This window comes from Agrilactobacillus composti DSM 18527 = JCM 14202 (assembly GCF_001436375.1).
Lineage (GTDB): Bacteria > Bacillota > Bacilli > Lactobacillales > Lactobacillaceae > Agrilactobacillus > Agrilactobacillus composti.
Genome location: NZ_AZGA01000019.1, coordinates 1 through 22,106, shown reverse-complemented (window position 1 = coordinate 22,106; position 22,106 = coordinate 1). Strand labels below are relative to the sequence as shown.

Genomic DNA, 22,106 nt, shown 5'->3' with positions numbered 1-22,106 from the left:
TATTTTATCATGCAACTAAACCGGAAAACATACGAGGAGTTTACTTATGTCTAACTACCCAGACGACAGTTTGACGCTACACACTGATCTCTATGAAATCAATATGATGCTCACCTATTGGGAAAAAGGTGTCTCTGAGCGCAACGCCGTCTTTGAATGCTACTTCAGAAAGAATCCCTTTAAAAGCGGTTATGCGATTTTTGCCGGCCTAGAGCGGGTGGTCAAATACCTGCAGGACCTGCATTTTACCGATAGTGATCTAGATTACTTACGGGCTACCGAAGATTACCCCGAAGAATTTCTGCAGTACTTAAAAGATCTCAAATTCACCTGCACCATTCGTTCGGCGGTGGAAGGGGATTTGGTCTTCAACAATGAACCAATTTTTCAAGTGGAAGGGCCCTTGGCTCAAGCGCAATTGATCGAGACGGCCATTTTAAATGTCATCAATTATCAGACTTTGATTGCCACCAAGGCTTCTCGCATCAAGTCGGTCACCGGCACTGATCCTTTGTTGGAATTTGGCAGCCGCCGGGCCCAAGAGATGGATGCCGCACTATGGGGCACTCGGGCAGCCTTTATTGGCGGGTTTGATGCCACCAGTAATGTCCGGGCTGGCAAATTGTTTGGCATCCCCATTTCTGGCACCCATGCCCATTCTTTGATTCAAACCTATCGCAGTGATTATGAAGGCTTTAAAGCTTACGCCCAGACGCATAAGGATTGTGTCTTTTTAGTGGATACTTACGACACCCTGCGCAGCGGCGTGCCTAGTGCTATTAAGGTGGCCAGAGAATTTGGCGATAAGATCAATTTCCAAGGGGTGCGGATCGATTCTGGGGATATGGCCTATATCTCCAAGCGGGTCCGGCAACAATTAGACGATGCCGGTTTCACCGACGCTAAAATTTATGCCTCCAATGATTTGGATGAAAAAACCATTCAAAACTTGAAGATGCAAGAAGCCAAGATCGACGTATGGGGTGTGGGGACTAAACTCATCACCGCCTTTGATCAACCGGCCTTGGGCGCCGTTTACAAATTGGTTGCCATTGAAGATGACCAGGGTAAAATGGTGGATACCATCAAGTTGTCCAATAATGCGGAAAAAATCTCTACCCCAGGTTTAAAACAAGTTTGGCGCATTACCAACAATAAAAAAGATGGCAAGTCCGAAGGGGATTATATTGCCCTGTGGGACGAAAATCCCCAAGCACAAAAATCTCTGTATATGTTCCATCCTACCTATACGTATATCAACAAAGTTTTGGAAGACTTCAAAGCTCGCCCCCTGCTCCACGACATTTTTGTCAAAGGGGACTTGGTATATCGCCTGCCCGCCTTGCAAGATATCAAGACCTATTGCACCCAAAGTTTAGATTCCTTGTGGGACGAGTACAAACGGGACTTAAATCCCCAAGAATATCCCGTGGATCTATCTCAGAAACTATGGGACCACAAGATGGATTACATCCAACGGGTCCGGGAGAATGTGGAGTCGTTAAATTTCGACTAGAATTTTGACATAAAGGAGTTGGCACTATGCGGCCATTACAAAAAGAAATTATTGCAGTTGAAAAAACCTTACCCACCATTGATCCGCAAGCTGAGATTCGCCGTTCGGTGGATTTCTTAAAAGCTTATTTACAAAAGACGGGCCTAAAGACCTATGTCTTGGGGATTTCTGGGGGCCAAGATTCCACCTTGACCGGGGCTTTGACCCAATTGGCTATTACGGCATTGCGCCAAGAAACCGGGGATGACAGTTACCAATTCATCGCCGTGCGCTTACCTTATGGGGAACAAGCCGATGAAGCTGACGCCATGGCGGCGATTGCTTTTATCAAGGCCGATCAAGTCCTGCGGGTGAATATCAAACCCAGCGTGGATGCCATGGTGGCGGCTTTAGAAGCCAATCAACTAACCATCAGTGATTTTAATAAGGGTAATATCAAAGCCCGGGCCCGGATGATCGCCCAATACGGCATCGCCGGCCAAACCCAAGGGGTTGTGGTGGGGACGGACCATGCGGCGGAAAATATCACCGGCTTTTATACCAAATTTGGGGATGGGGCCGCGGATGTCACCCCGCTGTATCGCTTGGATAAGCGCCAAGGCAAGGCGTTACTGAAAGTGTTAAACGCGCCAGAACATTTATATGAAAAGACCCCCACGGCTGATCTGGAAGAAGATCGTCCGGCACTGCCTGATGAAGTGGCCCTAGGGGTGACTTATGACCAAATCGATGACTACTTAGAAGGTAAAGACATCGACCCGGCCGCCGCTGAGAAGCTTGAAGCCATTTATCAACGGACCCAACACAAGCGCCACTTACCAATTACGGTGTTTGATGACTTCTGGAAATAAGGCTTGCGTTGGCCTTAAGAACTAAGTTATAATTATGTTATTGACAAGGGAGTAACTAGCGGATAACCGCGGTAACATCGTCAGCAAGAGTCGTGATTGAGTCATGAGCCTCTGGTGTTATCTTAAATAGTGAGACTTGTGTGTTAGGCAAATTGACGACACATGAGTCTCTTTTTGTTTACTTTGATGAAAGGGAGTTTAAAAATGACGGACCAGCAAAAGCAACAACCCAAATACTTTGCCCAAGATGTGGACAAAGTTTTGGCCGCGGTTGATTCCAAGCGCACCGGTTTAACGGGCGAACAAGTGAATGCCAACTTAGCGAAATACGGCCCCAATGCATTAGCGGAGGGCAAACGTAAAACTAAGCTGCAACGTTTCTTGGATCAGTTTAAAGATTTTATGATCATTGTTTTATTGGTGGCAGCTTTGATTTCCGGGTTAGTGGCCCGGGAATGGGCCGATGCTTTGATCATCTTAGCAGTGGTCTTGATCAACGCCTTTATGGGCGTGATCCAAGAATCCAAGGCTGAAGAAGCCATCGATGCCTTAAAAGAAATGGCCACCCCGGAAGCCCGGGTACGGCGCAACAACGCGATTTTATCCATCAGCAGTGACCAACTGGTCCCTGGGGACATCGTGTTGTTGGAAGCGGGGGATGTGGTCCCAGCGGACCTACGCCTGTTAGATGCGGCTTCTTTGAAAATTGAAGAAGCCGCCCTTACCGGTGAATCCGTTCCCACGGAAAAAGATGTGGCCACCATTGCTAAAGATGATGTGCCCCTAGGGGATCGCAACAACATGGCCTTTATGAATAGTAACGTCACCTATGGTCGGGGTGTGGGCGTGGTAGTTGGCACGGGGATGCATACCCAAGTGGGTCAAATCGCCGGGATGTTGAACAGTGCCAAAGAAACCACCACCCCATTGCAGGATAACTTGAACTCTCTAGGTAAGACCCTAACTGTTTTGATCTTGATCATCGCCGCCATCATGTTTGTCATTGGCTTCATGCGCGGAGATGCCAGCTGGATCGATATGTTGCTGGTTTCTATTTCTCTAGCCGTGGCCGCCATTCCAGAAGGCCTGCCAGCTATCGTCACCATTATTTTGGCCTTGGGGACCCAAAAGATGGCCAAAAGAAATGCTTTGGTCCGGAAATTACCCGCTGTGGAAACTTTAGGCAGTACGGATATTATCGCTTCTGATAAAACTGGGACTTTGACCATGAACCAAATGACCGTGGAAAAAGTGTATACCAACGGCCAGATGCAAGACGCCGCTGCCGATATTGCCCCAGCTGATACCACGTTACGGGTCATGACCATGAGTAATGATACCCAGGTCCAAGAAGACGGTAATTTACTGGGGGATCCCACGGAAACGGCCTTGGTGCAATATGGCTTTGACCATAATTTCAATGTCACCGATGAAGTTGAAAAAGAACCCCGGGTGGCGGAATTGCCCTTTGATTCTGACCGGAAATTAATGTCCACCGTGCACCAATTAAAAGATGGCCGCCTGTTTGTGGCGGTGAAAGGGGCCCCGGATCAATTGCTGAAACGGGTGACCCAAGTGGCCGCCAAGGGGCAGGTGCAAGCCATGACCCCAGCTGCTGAACAAGCAATTCTTGACGTGAATACCAGCCTGGCCCAAAATGCCCTGCGGGTGTTGGCCATGGCCTATAAATATATTGATAAATTACCAGATCAATTAGATACGGAAACCTTAGAACAAGATTTGATTTTCTCCGGTTTAGTGGGGATGATTGATCCGGAACGGCCTGAAGCTAAAGCGGCCGTTGAAAAAGCTAAAGCAGCCGGCATTCGGCCAATTATGATCACCGGAGACCACCAAGTCACCGCCGAAGCCATCGCCGGCCGCTTGGGCATCATTGAACCCGGCGATGATGACGCGGTCATCACTGGGGCCCAATTAGATGCCATGGATGACAAGACCTTTGATGAAAAAGTTGATCAATATTCGGTTTATGCCCGGGTTTCTCCAGAGCATAAAGTGCGTATTGTGAAAGCTTGGCAGGATAAGGACAAAGTTGTCGCCATGACCGGGGATGGGGTCAACGATGCCCCAGCCTTGAAGTCCGCCGACATTGGTGTGGGCATGGGGATCACCGGGACCGAAGTTTCCAAAGGGGCCAGTGATATGGTCTTAGCCGATGATAACTTCGCCACCATCGTGGTGGCCGTTGAAGAAGGCCGTAAAGTCTTTGCCAACATTCAAAAATCCATTCAATATCTCCTGTCTGCTAACTTAGGGGAAGTCTTGACCCTGTTCATGATGACCTTAATGGGTTGGGACATTTTAAAACCTGTGCAATTACTGTGGATCAACTTAGTCACCGATACCTTCCCAGCCATTGCCCTGGGTGTAGAACCTACCGAACCCGGCATCATGGACCGCAAGCCCCGGGGCCGTAGTTCTAATTTCTTCTCCGGTGGGGTGGCCAGTTCCGTCTTGTATCAAGGAATTTTAGAAGGGGCCTTGACCTTAGGGGTTTATCTGTGGGGCATCAACTTCCCAGTGCATAGCACTTATGATGCTATTCACGCCGATGCCTTGACCATGGCCTATGCCACCTTAGGATTGATCCAACTGTTCCATGCCTTCAACGTAAAATCCATTCACCAATCCCTATTCACCATTCATCCTTTTGCCAACAAGTCTTTCAACTGGGCAATCTTAGGTTCCTTCGTCTTATTAGGAGCAACCATTGCCGTACCTGGCTTTAACGGCTTGTTCCACGTGACTTACTTGGATCTATCCCAATGGTCTGCTGTCTTAGTAGCCGGGATCGCCATCTTAGTCATCGTGGAAATCGTGAAATTTGTACAACGGCGTATGGGCAAACAATAAAAGCATTCAAAAAGATTCAAAATCGGCAATTTGTCGACTTTGAATCTTTTTTTGCACCGGCTTTATTTCAGGGTAATGGGTTAAAATTTCTAAACTGGCCCCATACCGCCCTTGAGATTTGCTATAATTGACTTGGAGGTTTTTGCGCATGAATAAAATACAACAAAAAGCGGTACGTTATGCCCAGATGATCAACGGGCTAGTTCAGAACTTAGAAGATAACCAATCAGATTTAAACGGGGACTTTGAAAAGTTAAAAAAAGCCGTTGAAACTGACACAGTGGCTGACATCCCCTCAGATGACTACTGGGCCATTCAAGAACATTTCCAACGGGGCACGGACAGCTACAAAGACCAATTGAATAAATTGAAGAAGACCCCAGCCCCAGCCCGGGTTGCGGGGACCCAATTTAATTTAGTATCCGCCTACCAAGATTTTGTAGATGGCTGCCAAGCCATGGTGGACAGTATGCAAGACAACCGCACCATCTCTAAAAGTGCCTTTGCGGCTGCTGAAAAAGCCCAAGATGAAGCATCTGAAAAAATCAGCAAGTACATCCAAAAGTTAACACAATTAATGTAATTTTTTGTGCGTGATGGGGCCAATTGGTCTTGTCACGCTTTTCTTAACCATTAGAATTGTGTTAGAATCTATTTAATATTCGATTTGACTGAGGAAGAATTAGAGGTTTTTATGGATAACGATATTATCAACTTAACCGCCACCCAATTGCACCAATATCAGCGCAAACAAATCAATGCTGTTTTGGGTTTATTAGACGATGGCAACACCGTACCCTTCATTGCCCGGTATCGGAAAGAACGCACCGGTTCTTTAGATGAAGTGCAAATTCGGGAGATTGAACATACTTATAATTACTTAGAAAATCTGGAAAAGCGCCGGACCGAAGTGCTGAACAACATTGACGAACAGGGCAAGTTGACCCCAGAATTACGCCAAAAAGTTCAACAGGCCGATAAACTTCAGACCATTGAAGATTTATATCTGCCTTATAAGAAGAAACGCCGCACCAAGGCCACCATCGCCAAGGAGCGGGGCTTAGAACCCTTGACCCTGCAACTCATGCAACAGGATTTAACCACAGAAGCCCAATTGCAAAGTGCCTTAGAAAAATATGTGGATTCCGCTAAAGAACTGCCGGACACTGAGGCGGTGGCCGCCGGGGTCCATGAAATCATCGCCGAATTCGTTTCTGACGAAGCGGACCTGCGGGCTTGGGTGCGGACATTTACCGAAAACAATGGCCATTTGACTAGCACGGTGAAGGATAAGGCCTTGGATGAAAAGGGCGTTTATGAAATTTACTATGATTTTGATGAACCCATCAAAAAATTAGTTTCCCATCGGATCCTGGCCATCAATCGTGGGGAAAAAGAAGGCGTTTTAAAAGTCAATTTAGTGGTGTCAGAAAACCGCATCAAGTGGCATTTAGATCAACTTTATCTGAAAAATGCCAATAGTGCTGTGGCACCCCTGGTGCAAGACGCAGTATGGGATGGCTACCAACGCTTTATTGCCCCAGCCATTGCGCGAGAAATTCGCGGGGCTTTAAAGGCCGAAGCTGATGCCAAGGCCATTGACGTCTTCGGGGAAAACTTGAAGCACCTGCTGTTGCAACCCCCAATGAAGGGCCGCATTGTCTTGGGCTTTGACCCAGCTTACCGGACCGGTTGTAAATTAGCCGTGGTGGATGGCACTGGGAAGTTCTTAGATAAATTGGTGATTTATCCCCATCATCCCGCCCCAGCCGCTAAACGCCACGCGGCCCCTGGCTTATTTAAAGACTTCCTGGAAAAAAATAAGGTGGAAATGATCGCCATTGGCAATGGGACAGCTAGTCGAGAATCCGTGGAATTTGTGGCTAGTGTCTTAAAAACCTTGAAACGGCAAGTCTACTTTGTGATCGTCAACGAGGCTGGCGCTTCAGTTTATTCCGCCAGTGACAATGCCCGCAAAGAATTCCCGGATTTTCACGTGGAAGAGCGTAGTGCCGTCAGTATCGCCCGGCGCCTGCAAGATCCTTTGGCGGAATTGCTGAAGATCGACCCGGAAGCTGTCGGGGTAGGGCAATACCAACACGATGTGTCCCAAAAAGAACTCAGCGCCCAATTAGATGACGTGGTGGGGGATGTGGTGAACAACGTGGGGGTCAATTTAAATACCGCCAGTCCGGAATTGTTGACCCATATTTCTGGGTTGACCGCCACCACGGCCCAAAATATTGTGGCCTTTCGCAATGACGGGGGTACCTTTACCGCCCGCCAAGAATTGAAGAAAGTGCCCCGCTTAGGGCCCAAAGCCTTTGAACAATCTGTGGGTTTCCTGCGGATTATTGATGGTAAAAATCCCCTGGACAATACCGATATCCATCCGGAAAGCTACCCCGTAGCCAAAGCCTTCTTAAAAGCTTTGGGCTTTAGCTTGACCGATGTGGGCACACCAGCCCTGCAAGCCGCTTTACAAAAAGTGGACCTTGCCAGCATGGCCGAAACGCTGGACGTGGGGGCGGCCACCTTGACGGATATTCAAGCTAGTTTAGCCAAACCAGGTCGAGACTTACGGGATGATATCCCCGCACCTTTATTACGGCAAGATGTGTTGACCATCGCAGACTTAAAACCCAAGATGGCCTTACAGGGCACCGTGCGCAATGTGGTGGATTTTGGCGCCTTCGTGGACATTGGTGTGAAGCATGATGGCCTGGTGCACATTTCTCAATTGACCAATCACTTCATTAAAGACCCCAGCCAAGTGGTGGCTGTGGGGGATATCGTGGATGTGTGGGTCTTAAGTGTGGATGTGAAGCGCGAGCGGGTCCAATTGACCATGTTAGATCCTAACAAACAAAAGCGGGCGGTTAGCGGTGACTGATCAAGAACTCACAGCATTGATCCAACAAATTTCGTTGCAGGCTTTTCAACGGCCTTTTACCCACCAGGCAAACTTCAATGCCCGGTTGAAAACCACCGGCGGTCGCTACCATTTAGCCGACCACCACATTGATATCAACCCCCGCATATTAGCCACCTATGATGTGGCTACCTTGACCGGGGTGATCAAACACGAATTATGTCACTACCATTTACACTTGGCAGGGTTGCCCTATGACCACCGTAGTGTAGAATTTAAGCAATTGTTGGCCCAAGTGGGCGGTAGCCGTTTTGCACCACCCTTACCTAAGGCTGGTCAAAAACAAGAACTGTATCAATGCACCAACTGCCACAAACAATATCTCCGGCAACGCAAACTTAACACGGCCCGCTATGCCTGCGGGGTTTGTGGCGGCAAATTAGCACATATACGTACCATCCAACAAAAAGCATCATAAAAAAATGTAACTTAATGGAGGTTTCACACATGGAAAGCATTAAAGTAGGTATGCTTGGTTTAGGCACTGTCGGTGGCGGTGTGCTCAAGATTATGCAGGAACATCAAGAAAAGATCTCGGCCATTACCGGTCGGCGCTTGGAGATTACCAAGATTGCCGTGCGACATGTGGCCGCCCATCCAGAAGTTGCAGAACTGGGCATTGAACTCACTGATGATGTGAATGCGGTTTTAAATGATCCCGACATCCAAATTGTCGTCGAAGTCATGGGTGGCGTTGATCCCACCAAGGACTACATCATCCAAGCCTTGAAAAATGGCAAGCATGTGGTGACCGCTAATAAGGATTTAATCGCCCAACGTGGGAGTGAACTGGTGAAAATTGCCCAAGCTAACCATTCCGATTTATTCTACGAAGCCAGTGTGGCCGGTGGCATCCCAATTTTACGGACCATCGTCAATAGTTTTGCGGCCGATCAAATTGAAGATGTCAAAGGGATCGTCAATGGCACCACCAATTACATCTTGACCCAAATGGTGGCCAAGGGGATGACTTATGAGGCGGCTTTGAAGTCCGCCCAAGAATTAGGCTTTGCGGAAAGTGATCCCACCAATGATGTGAAGGGTATCGATGCGGCTTATAAGATGATCATCTTGACCCAATTTGCCTACGGGACCAATGTGAAGTTGTCCGATTTGTCCGTGGAAGGGATTGATAAGATCGATGCCGTGGATATCCAACAAGCCAAATCCATGGGCTATACCGTGAAATTGGTGGGGGAATCCGCTGAAATCAACGACCATTTGGCCGTTTCCGTGGCCCCAGTGTTAGTGCCAAATGATCATCCCTTAGCCACTATTCAAAATGAAAACAATGCTGTATTGGTCAAGGGCGCGGCTGTAGGGACCACCATGTTTTATGGCCCCGGTGCCGGCAAGATGCCAACGGCCAATAGTGTGGTCAGTGATATTATCGCCACCACCAAGAATATTGTCTTAGGGACCAGCGGCAATACCTTCAATGGCTACCGCCAAAAAGCGGCCCTAGCCAAACCATCTGAAATTTTTTCTTCTTATTATATAGCAGTTAAAATGCCGGACATCCCTGGGCAACTCTTAAAGCTGACTCAGATCCTCACCGAAGCGCAAACTTCGGTCAGCCAAGTGGTCCAAACTGAAACGGATGGCAAGGAAGCTCGGGTCGTGGCCATCACCCATAATATCAGCCTGGCCCAATTGCATACCATCATCGACCAAATCGATCAAGAAGCTTCTATTGAATTGAAAGCTAGCTACAAAGTATTGGAGGCCCAAAAATGAGAATCATCGCACCTGCCACTTCTGCAAACTGTGGTCCGGGCTTTGATTCATTAGGTATCGCCTTGAATGCTTACTTGGTCGTTGAAGTGTTGGAAGAATCCGCTGACTGGTTTGTGGAGCATGACTTTGGCAGTAACGTGCCCACCAATCAATTTAATTTGGTGGTGCGCACCGCCTTAGCCATTAATGGGGATTTGACCCCCCACCATTTGAAAGTTACCTCCGATATTCCCTTAGCCCGGGGCTTGGGCAGCAGTAGTTCTGCCATTGTGGCCGGCTTATTGTTGGCCAATGAATTAGGGCAGATGAACTTAGATGATACTATGTTGTTACAATTAGCCACGAAATTAGAAGGGCATCCGGATAATGTGGCCCCAGCAGTTTTAGGAGATTTCGTCGCTGCTACTTACGATGGGGATTGGTGCGATGCCTTACAAGTGCCCTATCCCAAGCTGGATTTCATTGCTTATATTCCTAATCAGGAATTAAGGACAAAAGAAAGCCGTGAAGCTTTACCAGACAAATTAGCCTTCGGTAAAGCAGTTCACGGCGCTGCGGTGGGAAATGTGTATGTGGCGGCTATCGCCCAACAAAATATTGACCTGATCAGCCGGTTAATGATTCAAGATGAATTTCATGAACAGTTCCGGCGTAAGTTAGTGCCGGACTTGGATAAAATTCGCCATTTGCTGCAACAAGTCCCCCATGTGGGGACTTATCTCTCTGGCGCTGGGCCCACGGTGATGACTGTGGCCGAAAAAGACCAAACCCCGCAAGTTATGGCAGCTTTAGCCGCGGCTAACTTGGCCGGTACTGTTAAAAAGTTGACCATTGACCGCTTGGGCGCTCGGGTGATCAACTAAGAATTACAGATTCTAGTTGACAGACCAATCGCCCATAGAATATAATTGTTTTTGTGCGATTCGCATAAAAGCAATGCGGGCGTGGCGGAATGGCAGACGCGCAAGATTAAGGATCTTGTGGGGAATTATCCCCGTGGAAGTTCGAGTCTTCTCGCCCGCATCAGCAAAACAAACATTTGATTGACGGCTGTCCTTAGGGGCAGCCGTTTTTTTGGGTTTAAACCAGCATGCGGTAGAGCATTTGGTTCTTTTGCAAGTTGATGTATTTAGGATCAAAGTCATGTAAGCGCGCTAAAAGCTGGCCTAGATTCTTAGCATCCCCTAAACGGATACCAATCAAGACCGGCCCCATGCCGCTATTGACTTTTTTAGTGTATTCAAACTTCGTGATGTCATCGTCAGGATTCAAGACAGCATTGACAAATGTCTTTAAAGCGCCGGCTCTTTGGGGGAAGTTCACCACAAAGTAATGTTGCAAGCCTTGATAAATCAAAGCCCGCTCTTCAATTTCGGCCATGCGATTGATGTCGTTATTGCCACCAGAGATGACGCAAACAACGTTTTTACCCACAAGATGGTCTTTGTAAGTCTCTAAAGCGGCCACACTTAAAGCCCCAGCTGGTTCGGCAACAATGGCTAACTTAGTGTATAAATCTAAGATAGTTGTGCTGACTAAACCCTCTGGGACTTGAATTAATCGGTCCACATATTCTTGACAAGTGGCGTAGGTCAAAGTACCCACTTTTTGCACAGCGGCCCCGTCCACAAACTTGTCCATTTCAGAAATAGCAACTGGGTGACCCACAGCAAAGGCTTCAGCCATAGAAGTAGCGCCAGCTGGTTCCACACCTACCACACTGGTGGTGGGGCTGGCGAACTTGGTATAGGTACTGATGCCACTGAGCAGACCACCCCCGCCGACGGCTGCAAATAAGATATCGGCAGTTTTGTTGTCTTGTTTCAGATCGTCGAAGACTTCTACAGCGAGGCTGCCTTGCCCGGCCATGGTGTTTAAATCGTTAAAAGGCGCGATAAAGGTCTGATGGTGGCTTTCGCAGAATTCTAAAGCAGCTGTGTTGGCGGCATCAAAAGCATCGCCCACTAATTTGATGGTGACATTATCCCCACCAAAGAATTTCACTTGGTCAATTTTTTGCCGGGGAGTAGTGGTGGGCATAAAGATAGTGGCTGGAATATTCATTTTGGCACTAGTCCAAGCTACACCTTGGGCATGGTTGCCGGCACTAGCACAAACGACACCGCGCTTTCTGGTTTCAGCGGGGGTTTTGGAAATGGCATAATAAGCCCCACGAATTTTAAAGGAGCGGACGGCTTGTAAGTCCTCACGTTTGAGATAGACGTTACAGTCATATTTCTGTGATAAATAAGCACAGTATTGCAAAGGTGTGTGGCTTACAATTGGCTTGAGCACCTCGTATGCTTTGGTTACGTCAGTTGCGGATAGCGTTTGTACTGGTTTAACTGTCATTCGATCACATCCTTAGATTAATTTTTTTTTTGGAAAATCTATATAAAAAAGGGGTCAGCTGCTAGCTGACCCCTTTTTCATCGAAGTTTGATTGGCTTTTTTAATTACCCATGAACATTTTGATAATCATGTTCTGGCTGATTGTTTTCGCCGATCGTGTTAAGGCTTCGGATACGTGGTAGGTATCCAAGATGAATTCAGGTTCTAACTGTCCAGCAGCGCTGTAGTTAATTTCTGGGTTATCAATGACTAAATTAATGTTGTGGTCCACTGATAAGTTTTGAATCGCACTAATATCTAAGTTGCTAATTTGGCCGATAATAATATCCACCACGCCAGCAGCTTCTGCAATACTAATTCGTTCTTGTAACCCAATAATACCATAGTCAATAAAGCCATCCAATTCGGCGATAATTTGGGTATCGTCGTTTGTAATGACTGTTTGGGCAGTTTGGAGTTGTTTTTGGAATTCTTGAGGATCATTTAGGCTACGTTGGTCATCGATGATGATCCGCCGAGTCCCAATGGCTTCAAGCTTGGCAATTGTTTGTGGTAATGTCCAGGATGTACTTTGGGCACAGTCAATAGGCGCATCCGCAATAATGTTCATTGTGGTGGCGTTGGCTAAACGTTGCACATAATTCAGGTACTCCGTGGTGTCTAATAAAGTTGTGTCCGCCGTCCCTAATAGTTGGGTACTCACTAAGACACTATCCAAATAGACTTCTGTGAAGCCTTGAGATTCTAAGTACTTGATCATTAACGCATTTGAAGCAGCTGGAATAATGTGTGACATCATAATACATCCCTTTCTTAAACAATAATTAAGTCAAAAACTAAAACAAAAAAATGGAAACAAAAAACGCCCTCTGATATCAATATCAAAGGGCGTTTTATACGCGGTACCACCTTACTTCGTAGCAGAACATCTGCTACCTCGTTACACCAGGGTAAAGCCTGGTCGCTTTGCAATGGCATACAGATAATCTGTACGTGGAGTAACCTTCGGAAAGAACACCTACCCGCTTACAGCAACTCCGGGCTCTCTGTGAAGTGTGTTAATTCTTACTCGTTCCAATTTTGCTTTAATAATCTTTTAATTTATCCAAATATAACACACAGAGAAGAGAAGTCAACACTTATTTTGGGAATTCACAGCTTTATATTTAAAAATTCATAAAATCTTCCATTAAAGGCGACAAAATAGGCTTTCAGAAGCCTATAAGGGAATTCCCTTATTTATAAAATATGGGGTTGACTTTACAAAAAAATCAAGTTAAATTTGGGCAATCAGCAAGAAGTTGATTTGTTTATCACCAAAAACTTATTTTTGATTTTTTGAAATTCAGGCTTTACGTTTCAAAAATTATGTGTATAATGCGTGTTACGACGCAAATTTAATCCAAAATATTTTTTTGAAATTAAATCAAAAAATTGTTGACAAGTTTCAAATTTGTGTTAATGTTAGAAACCAATGAGAGGTTGATGAGTAATTATTAATCTTTCGGCAAGCAAAATGATAGTCAGGTAAATTAAAGAAAGGATGATTACATGCTCGCAAAACAGTCGCCCAATCCGGCCCAACATTTAAACGGTTCTGAAATATTGGTTCAAGCTTTAGTGAGAAATCGAGTGGATCTGTTGTTTGGTTATCCCGGCGGTGCCGTTTTACCCGTGTATGATTCCTTTTACACTGAGTCCTTTGCCAACATTTTAACCAGACACGAACAAGCAGCGGTGCATGCCGCTGAAGGGTACGCCAAAACCACCGGGAAAACCGGGGTTGTCTGTGTCACCAGCGGTCCCGGGGCGTCTAACGCCATGACCGGGATCGCCGATGCCATGTTAGATTCCGTCCCCTTGGTAGTTTTAACCGGCCAGGTTGCTACCAGCGTGATTGGCACGAATGCTTTTCAGGAACTGGACATCATCAGTATGACTAAGGCCATCACCAAGGCGAATTTTCAACCTAAACGGGTTGAGGACTTAGCAGCTATCTTGGATCAGGCCTTTACCATCGCCCAAAGCGGTCGCAAAGGGCCAGTGGTGGTGGATTTACCAAAAGATGTCATGAGTGCTTACATGGATGCTGACCAACCAGCGACACCCACTCATTTCAAAGGGGCTATCCCTTTGAAACCCAGTCAAAAAGCAATGCTTGCCGAAATTATGCAAGGGTTGCACCAAGCCAGCAAGCCGCTGGTCTTGATTGGTGCCGGGGTCAGTGCCGCCGGGGCAACTGAAGCAGTGCGCCAGTTCTTGGCAAAATGGCAGTTACCTGTCGTCAGCACCTTGCTAGGGCTAGGCACGATCCCCAGTGATGATCCTAATTTCTTAGGCATGGGGGGCATGCACGGGACTTACGCCGCCAATATGGCGCTGGATGAGTGCAATTTTCTCTTGAACATTGGCGCCCGCTTCGACGACCGCTTAGTCCCTAATCCCAAGCTCTTCGCCAAGGATGCTACGATTGCCCATATCGACGTGGATCCCCGCCAAATTGGCCGGATCGTTCCCACACAATATGGGGTGAACGCTGATGCTAAAACGGCGCTGGCTTATCTCTTAGCAATGCCAGCACCAGCACCTCGGCCCAGTGCCTGGCAACACTTATTGCACCTGCGGCAGACTCAACATCCTTACAATTATCGCCTGAGTCACCAACTCTTGAAACCTCAAGAAGTGATTGAAGCTGTCGGTCGGGTGACTGACGGTGAAGCGATCGTCACCACGGATGTGGGCCAACACCAAATGTGGGCTGCCCAGTACTATCCTTTCAAGCACCCCAAGCAATTAGTTACTTCCGGGGGCTTAGGGACCATGGGCTTTGGTATCCCTGCAGCGATTGGCGCCAAAATCGCCAATCCTGATAAAACAGTTATCTTGTTTGTCGGGGATGGGGGCTTTCAGATGACCAGCGAAGAGCTGGAAGTCTTAGCCACCGAGCATGTGAACGTTAAAATGGTGTTGTTAAACAACAAGACCCTGGGCATGGTTCGCCAGTGGCAAGATGAGTTTTACCAGCATCGCCGTTCCCAGACGATGTTTACCCACCAACCGAACTTTGCGGGCCTGGCCCAGGCCTATGGGATTGATTATGCCGAATTGAAAAAAGGCGATGACTTAGACCAACGGCTCAGTAAGCTATTGGCTAGTCCGGAACCGACTTTGATTCAGGTCAACATTCCCACAAATGAACAGGTTTATCCCATGATTGCGCCAGGTCATGCCAATAATGACATGATGGGGCTAGATCAATAATAATTTTGGTATCACATTAACTGGATGCAGTTGATTGTAGGTATAGATATAACACACAAAAAATGGAGGCATTTATATGAATGTAGAAATGTTGTACGACAAGGATGTTCAAACAAACTATTTGGCAGATAAGACAATCGCTTTTATCGGTTATGGTGCTCAAGGCCATGCCCAAGCCAACAACTTAAGAGATTCCGGTTATAATGTCATCATTGGTATCCGTCCCGGTAAATCTTTTGACAATGCCAAAATTGATGGTTTCGATGTTTACCCAGTTGCCGAAGCTGCTAAAAAAGCTGACTGGATCCAAATGTTAACACCTGATGAAGTCATGGCTGATGTTTACAAAAAAGAAGTTGCTGACAACTTAGAACCAGGCAACATCTTAGGCTTCTCCCATGGTTTCAACATTCATTATAAAGAAATCGTACCTCCAGCAAATGTTGATGTCGTTATGATGGCCCCTAAAGGTCCTGGTAACCTATGTCGTCGGACTTATAAAGAAGGTTTTGGTGTTCCAGCATTATACGCTACATACCAAGATTACTCCGGCCATGCTGAAGATTTATCTAAAGAATTCGCTAAAGGCAATGGTGCTGCCCGCGCCGGCCTGTTAGAGACAACCTTTAAAGAAGAAACTGAAGAAGATCTGTTCGGTGAACAAAACGTTCTGATGGGCGGGGTAACTGCCTTGATCGAAACTGGCTTTGAAGTCTTAACTGAAGCTGGCTATTCACCACAATTAGCTTATTTTGAAGTTGAACATGAAATGAAATTAATCTGTGATCTGATCTATGAAGGCGGCTTTAACAAGATGTATGCTGACTGCTCTAATACATCTGAATATGGTTCATACGTTGTTGGCCCTAAGGTTATCGGCAAAGAATCTAAACAAGCTATGAAAGACGCTTTGAAACGGATCCAAAACGGCGAATTTGCCCGTGAATTCATGGACGATTACCGTGCTGGCTTCCCTGAACTTTACAAACTCAGAGAACGTTCTGCTAATTCACAATTATCACAAGTCGGTGCTGAATTGCGTTCACACATGCCATTCGTTAAGGATGCCGATAAATACAGTACACCAGCTGAGTAATCAAAACCTCCTAGTTTGATAACGACTTAACTGATGCACAAAAAAGCAGCTGACCCTAAACTTTGGTTTACAGTCAGCTGCCTTTTTTAATACTAATATTATTACAGATGAAAAGGTGAGGCTAATGGCGAGAATTTTAAAATTTGACGATGTATCCGTCACCCGAGGCAAGCGGGAAATTATCAAACATTTGAGTTGGCAAGTCCATACCGGGGAAAATTGGGCCATTCTTGGCTTAAACGGTGCTGGCAAAACCACTATGTTAAAAATGATCCATGGCGATCTATGGCCTAGTAGCGGCCAATTGGAAGTATTGGGCGGTCAATTCGGCCACATCAGCATCCCAGAGTTAAAGACTAAAATTGGCTGGGTCAGCACGGCCCTACAAGATGAATTACATCCCGGAGACGTGGTGGATGAGATCATTTTATCCGGCAAATTTGCCAGCATTGGCATCTATCAGGAATATGCCGCTGAGGACTTAGAAACAGCTCGGCAAATCCTCAAAGACTTAGGGGGAGCCAAATTGTTGGGCAAACCTTATGCGGTCTTATCCCAAGGGGAGCGCCAATTGATTTTGATTGCCCGGGCCTTGATGACTCAACCCCAGTTGTTAATTTTAGACGAGCCTTGTAATGGGTTAGATCTGTTTGCCAGAGAAGAGCTGTTAAATAGGGTAGCCGACATTGCCAAGCGCCCAGATAGCCCGGCTTTGTTATTGGTGTCCCATTACACGGAAGAAATCCTGCCGGCCTTTGACCACATGTTGTTATTGCGGGGCGGCCGTATCGTCCAACAAGGGCCGCGACAAGACTTGATGCAAGATGCGGTTTTATCAGATTTTTATCAAAAACCCATCCAAACCCAACATATCACCGGCAACCGTATTGCCGTTTATCCGAAATAAGGTGTAATTTAAAGATTCTGACGCTTAAAGTGGCAGGATCTTTTTTTGAGAATTGAAGTGGCGAAAACTGGCTAACCTAAGCATATAACTACCTTTTCTTGACCAAATTAACTAAAATGACCATAATGAATGAATTCGTTATCATGTTTAGGTTAGGGGGAATTCTGATGCTCAAAACACTATTGACGGCAGTACGGGAATACCGCCGTCAATCATTACTGACACCGCTGTTAGTAGCCCTTGAAGTGGGGATCGAAACCTTCATTCCATTTTTAATGGCGGCCATTATCGACCAGGGGATCACCCCCGGGCGCGTGGATGTTATTTGGCGCTTAGGCTTGATCCTATTAGCCATGTCGGTGGTTTCATTAGCCAGCGGGGCGGCATCCAGCTGGTTTTCCAGCCACGCGGCGGCAGGCTTTTCCAAAAACCTGCGCCACGATATCTTCTATAATATTCAAAAATTTTCCTTTGAAAATATCGACCACTTCTCCAACTCCAGTTTGGTGACCCGGATGACTACGGATATCACCAACGTGCAAAATGCTTACCAAATGGCCATTCGAATTGCGGTGCGGGCGCCTTTGATGCTGATTTTCTCCATCATCATGGCCTTTAATATCAACGCCCAAATGGCTACGATTTTCGTAGTGGTGGTCCCCATCTTAGGGGTGGCCTTATACATCATTGTGCATTTTGCCTATCCTTTATTTCAAAAAGTATTTAAACGTTATGACCGCTTAAATCAAGTTGTTTCGGAAAACCTGCGGGGAATTCGTGTGGTGAAGACTTTCGTTCGGGAGAATGAAGAAATCCACAAATTCAACACCGCCTCAACCGATATTTTCAGCACTTATTCTAAAGCCCAGCGCTTATTGGCGTTAAATGCGCCGTTGATGACCTTTATGATCAACACGACGATTTTGGCCATTTCTTGGATCGGGGGTCAGATGATCGTGGGCAATAGCATGCAAACTGGTCAATTAGTCAGTATGTTTGCTTATGCCATGTCGGTATTATTTAGCTTGATGATGCTTAGCAATATTATCACCCAACTGTCTTTGTCCCAAGCTTCGGGCAATCGAATCGTGGCCGTTTTAAATGAAACAGCCACCATTACTAATCCCGCGCAGCCCGTGACTGAAGTGCCCAATGGCGCAGTGGATTTTGAAGATGTGAGCTTTTATTATGCTAAAAAACGCAAACAACCCACGTTGAGTGATATTAATTTACACATTCAAAATGGTGCGTTGATCGGGATCATTGGTTCCACGGGCTCGGGGAAATCCACCCTGGTACAACTGCTACCTCGGCTTTATGAAGCCAATGAAGGTACGGTGAAAGTAGGGGGGATCCCGGTACAAAATTACGATTTACGAACGTTGCGGGACAATGTGGCCATGGTGTTACAAAATAATATGTTGTTTTCTGGGACCATTAAGGACAATCTGCGCTGGGGTAATCCCGATGCCACGGATGCCCAAATGATCGCGGCGGCTAAACTTGCCCAGGCAGATGACTTTATCAATGAGTTACCCCAAGGCTATGACACTTACGTGGAACAAGACGGCAGTAACGTATCCGGGGGCCAAAAACAACGGCTGACCATTGCCCGGGCCCTGTTGAAACAGCCAAAAGTATTGATCATGGATGATTCCACCAGTGCCGTGGATACGGCCACTGAGCAAAAGATCAGAGAGGCCTTTAGTCACGATTTACCGGACATGACCAAAATTTTGATTTCCCAGCGAATTTCTTCCATTTCAGGCGCTGATGAAATCGTGGTCATGGACCAAGGCAAAATCAATGATATTGGGACCCATGATGAATTATTGGCCAGAAATGCCATTTACCAGGATTTGAATAAATCCCAAATCCATGCGTCCCAAGATCCAGATGTGAATCCCGCCGGGCCAACCTTGCAGAAAGTAGGTGACAGTCATGAATAGTGGTGTACGTTCTTTTGGTAAAAAGGGCTCAGGCCCCCGGCATACCGGGGCAACGGTCAAACGCTTATTAGGCTTGATTTTCACCAGTTATCCGCTACCGTTGATCGTGGCCATGATCAGTATTATCATCGCGGCCTTAGCGGGGGTCATGGGTTCTTTATTCTTGCAACGTTTGGTGGATGATTACATCTTGCCCTTAGTGCAGCAGCACAGTCATGATTTTTCTAACCTATTCCGGGCTATTTTGATCATGGGGGGGATTTATTATGTAGGGGTCATTGCCACTTTACTCTTCACGCAAATTATGCCGGTTTTAGGCCAACGGATTCAGCGGCGTATTCGTGATGATATGTTTGCCCATATGCAAACCTTGCCCGTGGGGTATTTTGACCGCAATGATTACGGAGATGTGATGAGTCGCTATACCAATGATGTGGATACGTTGATGCAATTGATCAGTCAAAGTTTGCCCCAATTTGTCTCGTCATTATTCAACATTGTGTTTGTTATCGTGGGGATGTTAACCCTAAGCCCCTTATTGACCATCTTATCGCTGTTCATTTTTGCCTTGAGTATTGGGGTGATTCGCTTTTTAAGTAATCGATCCAGCAAATACTTCCAGGCCCAACAACGCTCATTAGGGCAAATCAACGGCTTCATTGAAGAAAATTTAAATGGTTTAAAAGTCGTGAAAGTATTTAGTCATGAAAAAGAATCTGAAGCGACTTTTGACAAATATAATGAGTCCCTGCGCCAAGATGCGGCCTTAGCCAATGGCTATTCCACCATGTTGTTCCCGATCATGGGCAACATTGGGAATATCTTGTACGTGCTGACGGCTTTAGTAGGTGGTGTGCTCGTGGTAAGTCACAACAGCGCGTTGACGCTAGGGGCCATCGCGGCCTTCTTGCAATTGAGTCGCAACTTCAGCCAACCGATTTCGCAAATTTCTCAACAATTAAATGCCATCATTATCGCCCTTGCCGGGGCAGAGCGTATTTTCCAATTACTGGATGAAAAATCAGAGGTGGATAATGGCCAAGTTACCTTGGTCAAAGCTCATGCCGGCGCCGATGGGCAGCTGGTTCAAGATGACCAGGGCAGTGTTTACGCTTGGCAAGATCCCAAGCAAGCAGCCCTGATTCCCTTACAGGGCCGGGTAGTCTTTGACCACGTGGACTTTAGCTATGATGGCCACAAACAAATTCTAAAAGATATCAACTTGGTGGCCGAAGCCGGTCAAAAAGTGGCGCTAGTGGGTGCCACTGGGGCGGGGAAGACCACCATTACCAATATGTTGAATCGGTTTTATGAAATTGGCAGTGGGACCATTACCTACGATGGCATCAATATTGTGAACATTAAAAAAGATTCTTTGCGAAAGTCCTTGGGAATGGTTTTACAAGAGACCAATCTCTTTACAGATACGGTGGCTAATAATATTCGCATTGGGGACCTGAATGCTGACGACGCTGCTGTGGAAAAAGCTGCCAAGTTAGCCAATGCTGACGGGTTTATTCAAAATCTACCCCAAGGCTATCAAACTCTGATTGCCAACGGCGGCAGTTCCTTATCCCAAGGGGAACGCCAATTATTATCCATTGCCCGAGCGGCCGTGGCTGATCCGCCGGTGATGATTTTAGACGAAGCCACCTCTAGTATCGATACGAAAACCGAACGCCAAGTTCAAGTGGGGATGGATAATTTAATGGCCCATCGGACCACGTTTGCCATCGCCCACCGCCTATCCACGATTTTCAACGCTGATTTAATTTTAGTCATTGAAGACGGCGAAATTAAGGAGCGGGGTAATCATGACACCTTAATGGCGCAAAAGGGCATATATTACGAACTATATACCGGCAAAACGATTCTAGATTAAGCTTTTAATATAGTCTATTGGTTGTTATAATAGCGGTACCAATAAGACTTATTTTGGAGGTAAAGCCAACATGGGTAAAACACGCAGTGCGGCATTTGAAGTCAGCATTTTAGGCTTACTGTCTGCGCTTTTGGTATTACAGGTTTATATTCCCCTGGTTATTCCAGGCGGCGTCGCCATCACGACGATGCATATTACTGTCGCGTTAGGTGCCGTTATTTTAGGTACCCGGGATGGGGCAATTTTAGGAGGCGTTTGGGGCTTGTTATCCTTATTTCGAGCCTATACTTCCCCAGACGGTCCTTTGTCGATTTTGTTATTCACCAATCCCTTGATCGCCATTGTCCCGCGGGTCATGGTGGGGGTCGTGGCTGGGCTATTGTTCGGCTTTTTTGTTAAACGGACCAAACTCAACCGGCCGTTAAGTTTAGGGATCACCGGCCTGCTCAGTGCTTTGACCAATACCGTGTTGGTGGTTTTATTCACCTGGGGTTGGTTTAGCTTCAAGGGCGCCGGCGTCTTATTGAAAACAGCGGGGGCGGCTAACACCCAAAACTTGTTACTGTTTTTAATTGTGTTGGTCAGTTTTAATGCCATTATTGAAGCCATTGTGGGCACCTTGTTAGTGCCAACGATTGGCATGCCCTTATTACGATTTAGAAAAAATAACTAAAAAAAGAGCCACACCTTGCAATGATAGGGTCCCTGTCAAGTGCACCGATGAAAAACAAAAATCTCAGAAATTCTAA

General features: G+C 46.5%; 16 protein-coding genes and 1 tRNA gene. 15 read left to right on the top strand and 2 right to left on the bottom strand.

What is annotated here, in order from left to right; genetic code table 11:
- The first annotated feature begins 46 nt into the window (after positions 1–46).
- From FC83_RS05295 to FC83_RS05255, 9 genes are all read left to right on the top strand, one after another.
- Positions 47–1,516: a nicotinate phosphoribosyltransferase gene (locus FC83_RS05295; RefSeq protein ID WP_035454655.1), complete on the top strand. Its 1,470-nt coding sequence runs from the start codon at positions 47–49 to the stop codon at positions 1,514–1,516.
- Positions 1,517–1,542: 26 nt separating this feature from the next.
- On the top strand, positions 1,543–2,367 hold the full coding sequence (gene nadE / locus FC83_RS05290; RefSeq protein WP_035454653.1) for an ammonia-dependent NAD(+) synthetase: 825 nt from the start codon (positions 1,543–1,545) through the stop codon (positions 2,365–2,367).
- A 204-nt stretch (positions 2,368–2,571) separates the two neighbouring features.
- Positions 2,572–5,241 carry a cation-translocating P-type ATPase gene (locus tag FC83_RS05285; RefSeq protein WP_057002484.1) on the top strand — a complete coding sequence of 890 codons (2,670 nt, stop codon included), beginning with the start codon at positions 2,572–2,574 and terminating at the stop codon, positions 5,239–5,241.
- Between the two features lie 148 nt (positions 5,242–5,389).
- Positions 5,390–5,824 carry a hypothetical protein gene (locus tag FC83_RS05280; protein WP_035454651.1) on the top strand — a complete coding sequence of 145 codons (435 nt, stop codon included), beginning with the start codon at positions 5,390–5,392 and terminating at the stop codon, positions 5,822–5,824.
- Between the two features lie 111 nt (positions 5,825–5,935).
- On the top strand, positions 5,936–8,134 hold the full coding sequence (locus FC83_RS05275) for a Tex family protein (RefSeq protein WP_035454649.1): 2,199 nt from the start codon (positions 5,936–5,938) through the stop codon (positions 8,132–8,134).
- Entirely contained in the window at positions 8,127–8,591 is a 465-nt protein-coding gene (locus tag FC83_RS05270; RefSeq protein ID WP_035454647.1) for a SprT family protein, read from the top strand. Before FC83_RS05275 ends, FC83_RS05270 begins: the two co-directional genes overlap by 8 nt.
- A 29-nt stretch (positions 8,592–8,620) precedes the next feature.
- A complete protein-coding gene (locus tag FC83_RS05265; RefSeq protein ID WP_035454640.1) occupies positions 8,621–9,910 on the top strand; it encodes a homoserine dehydrogenase in 1,290 nt (429 codons plus the stop codon).
- Positions 9,907–10,773, top strand: a complete 867-nt coding sequence (gene thrB / locus FC83_RS05260; RefSeq protein WP_057002483.1) for a homoserine kinase — start codon at positions 9,907–9,909, stop codon at positions 10,771–10,773. Before FC83_RS05265 ends, thrB begins: the two co-directional genes overlap by 4 nt.
- Before the next feature lie 75 nt (positions 10,774–10,848).
- Positions 10,849–10,933 (top strand) — tRNA-Leu (locus FC83_RS05255).
- Between the two features lie 57 nt (positions 10,934–10,990).
- Here the strand turns inward: FC83_RS05255 and ilvA are convergent.
- The gene (ilvA, locus tag FC83_RS05250) at positions 10,991–12,262 is read right to left on the bottom strand and encodes a threonine ammonia-lyase IlvA (protein ID WP_035454638.1); all 1,272 of its coding nucleotides are present in this window, start codon (positions 12,260–12,262) and stop codon (positions 10,991–10,993) included.
- 100 nt (positions 12,263–12,362) lie between these two features.
- Positions 12,363–13,061 carry an isocitrate lyase/phosphoenolpyruvate mutase family protein gene (locus FC83_RS05245; protein WP_035454636.1) on the bottom strand — a complete coding sequence of 233 codons (699 nt, stop codon included), beginning with the start codon at positions 13,059–13,061 and terminating at the stop codon, positions 12,363–12,365.
- Positions 13,062–13,813: 752 nt separating this feature from the next.
- Between FC83_RS05245 and ilvB the strand changes: the two genes are divergently transcribed.
- The 6 genes from ilvB (at position 13,814) to FC83_RS05215 (ending at position 22,030) form a co-directional block, all read left to right on the top strand.
- Complete coding sequence (gene ilvB, locus FC83_RS05240; RefSeq protein ID WP_035454634.1) at positions 13,814–15,523, top strand: biosynthetic-type acetolactate synthase large subunit; 1,710 nt, start codon at positions 13,814–13,816, stop codon at positions 15,521–15,523.
- 76 nt (positions 15,524–15,599) lie between these two features.
- Positions 15,600–16,619, top strand: a complete 1,020-nt coding sequence (ilvC, locus tag FC83_RS05235) for a ketol-acid reductoisomerase (RefSeq protein WP_035454632.1) — start codon at positions 15,600–15,602, stop codon at positions 16,617–16,619.
- A 124-nt stretch (positions 16,620–16,743) separates the two neighbouring features.
- Positions 16,744–17,526 (top strand): ABC transporter ATP-binding protein, encoded by a 783-nt coding sequence (locus FC83_RS05230; RefSeq protein WP_035454630.1) that lies wholly within the window; start codon positions 16,744–16,746, stop codon positions 17,524–17,526.
- Positions 17,527–17,693: 167 nt separating this feature from the next.
- Complete coding sequence (locus FC83_RS05225) at positions 17,694–19,475, top strand: ABC transporter ATP-binding protein (RefSeq protein ID WP_052004878.1); 1,782 nt, start codon at positions 17,694–17,696, stop codon at positions 19,473–19,475.
- Positions 19,468–21,357: an ABC transporter ATP-binding protein gene (locus FC83_RS05220; protein ID WP_057002482.1), complete on the top strand. Its 1,890-nt coding sequence runs from the start codon at positions 19,468–19,470 to the stop codon at positions 21,355–21,357. Before FC83_RS05225 ends, FC83_RS05220 begins: the two co-directional genes overlap by 8 nt.
- A gap of 70 nt (positions 21,358–21,427) precedes the next feature.
- Positions 21,428–22,030, top strand: a complete 603-nt coding sequence (locus FC83_RS05215; RefSeq protein WP_035454628.1) for an ECF transporter S component — start codon at positions 21,428–21,430, stop codon at positions 22,028–22,030.
- Positions 22,031–22,106 lie beyond the last annotated feature (76 nt).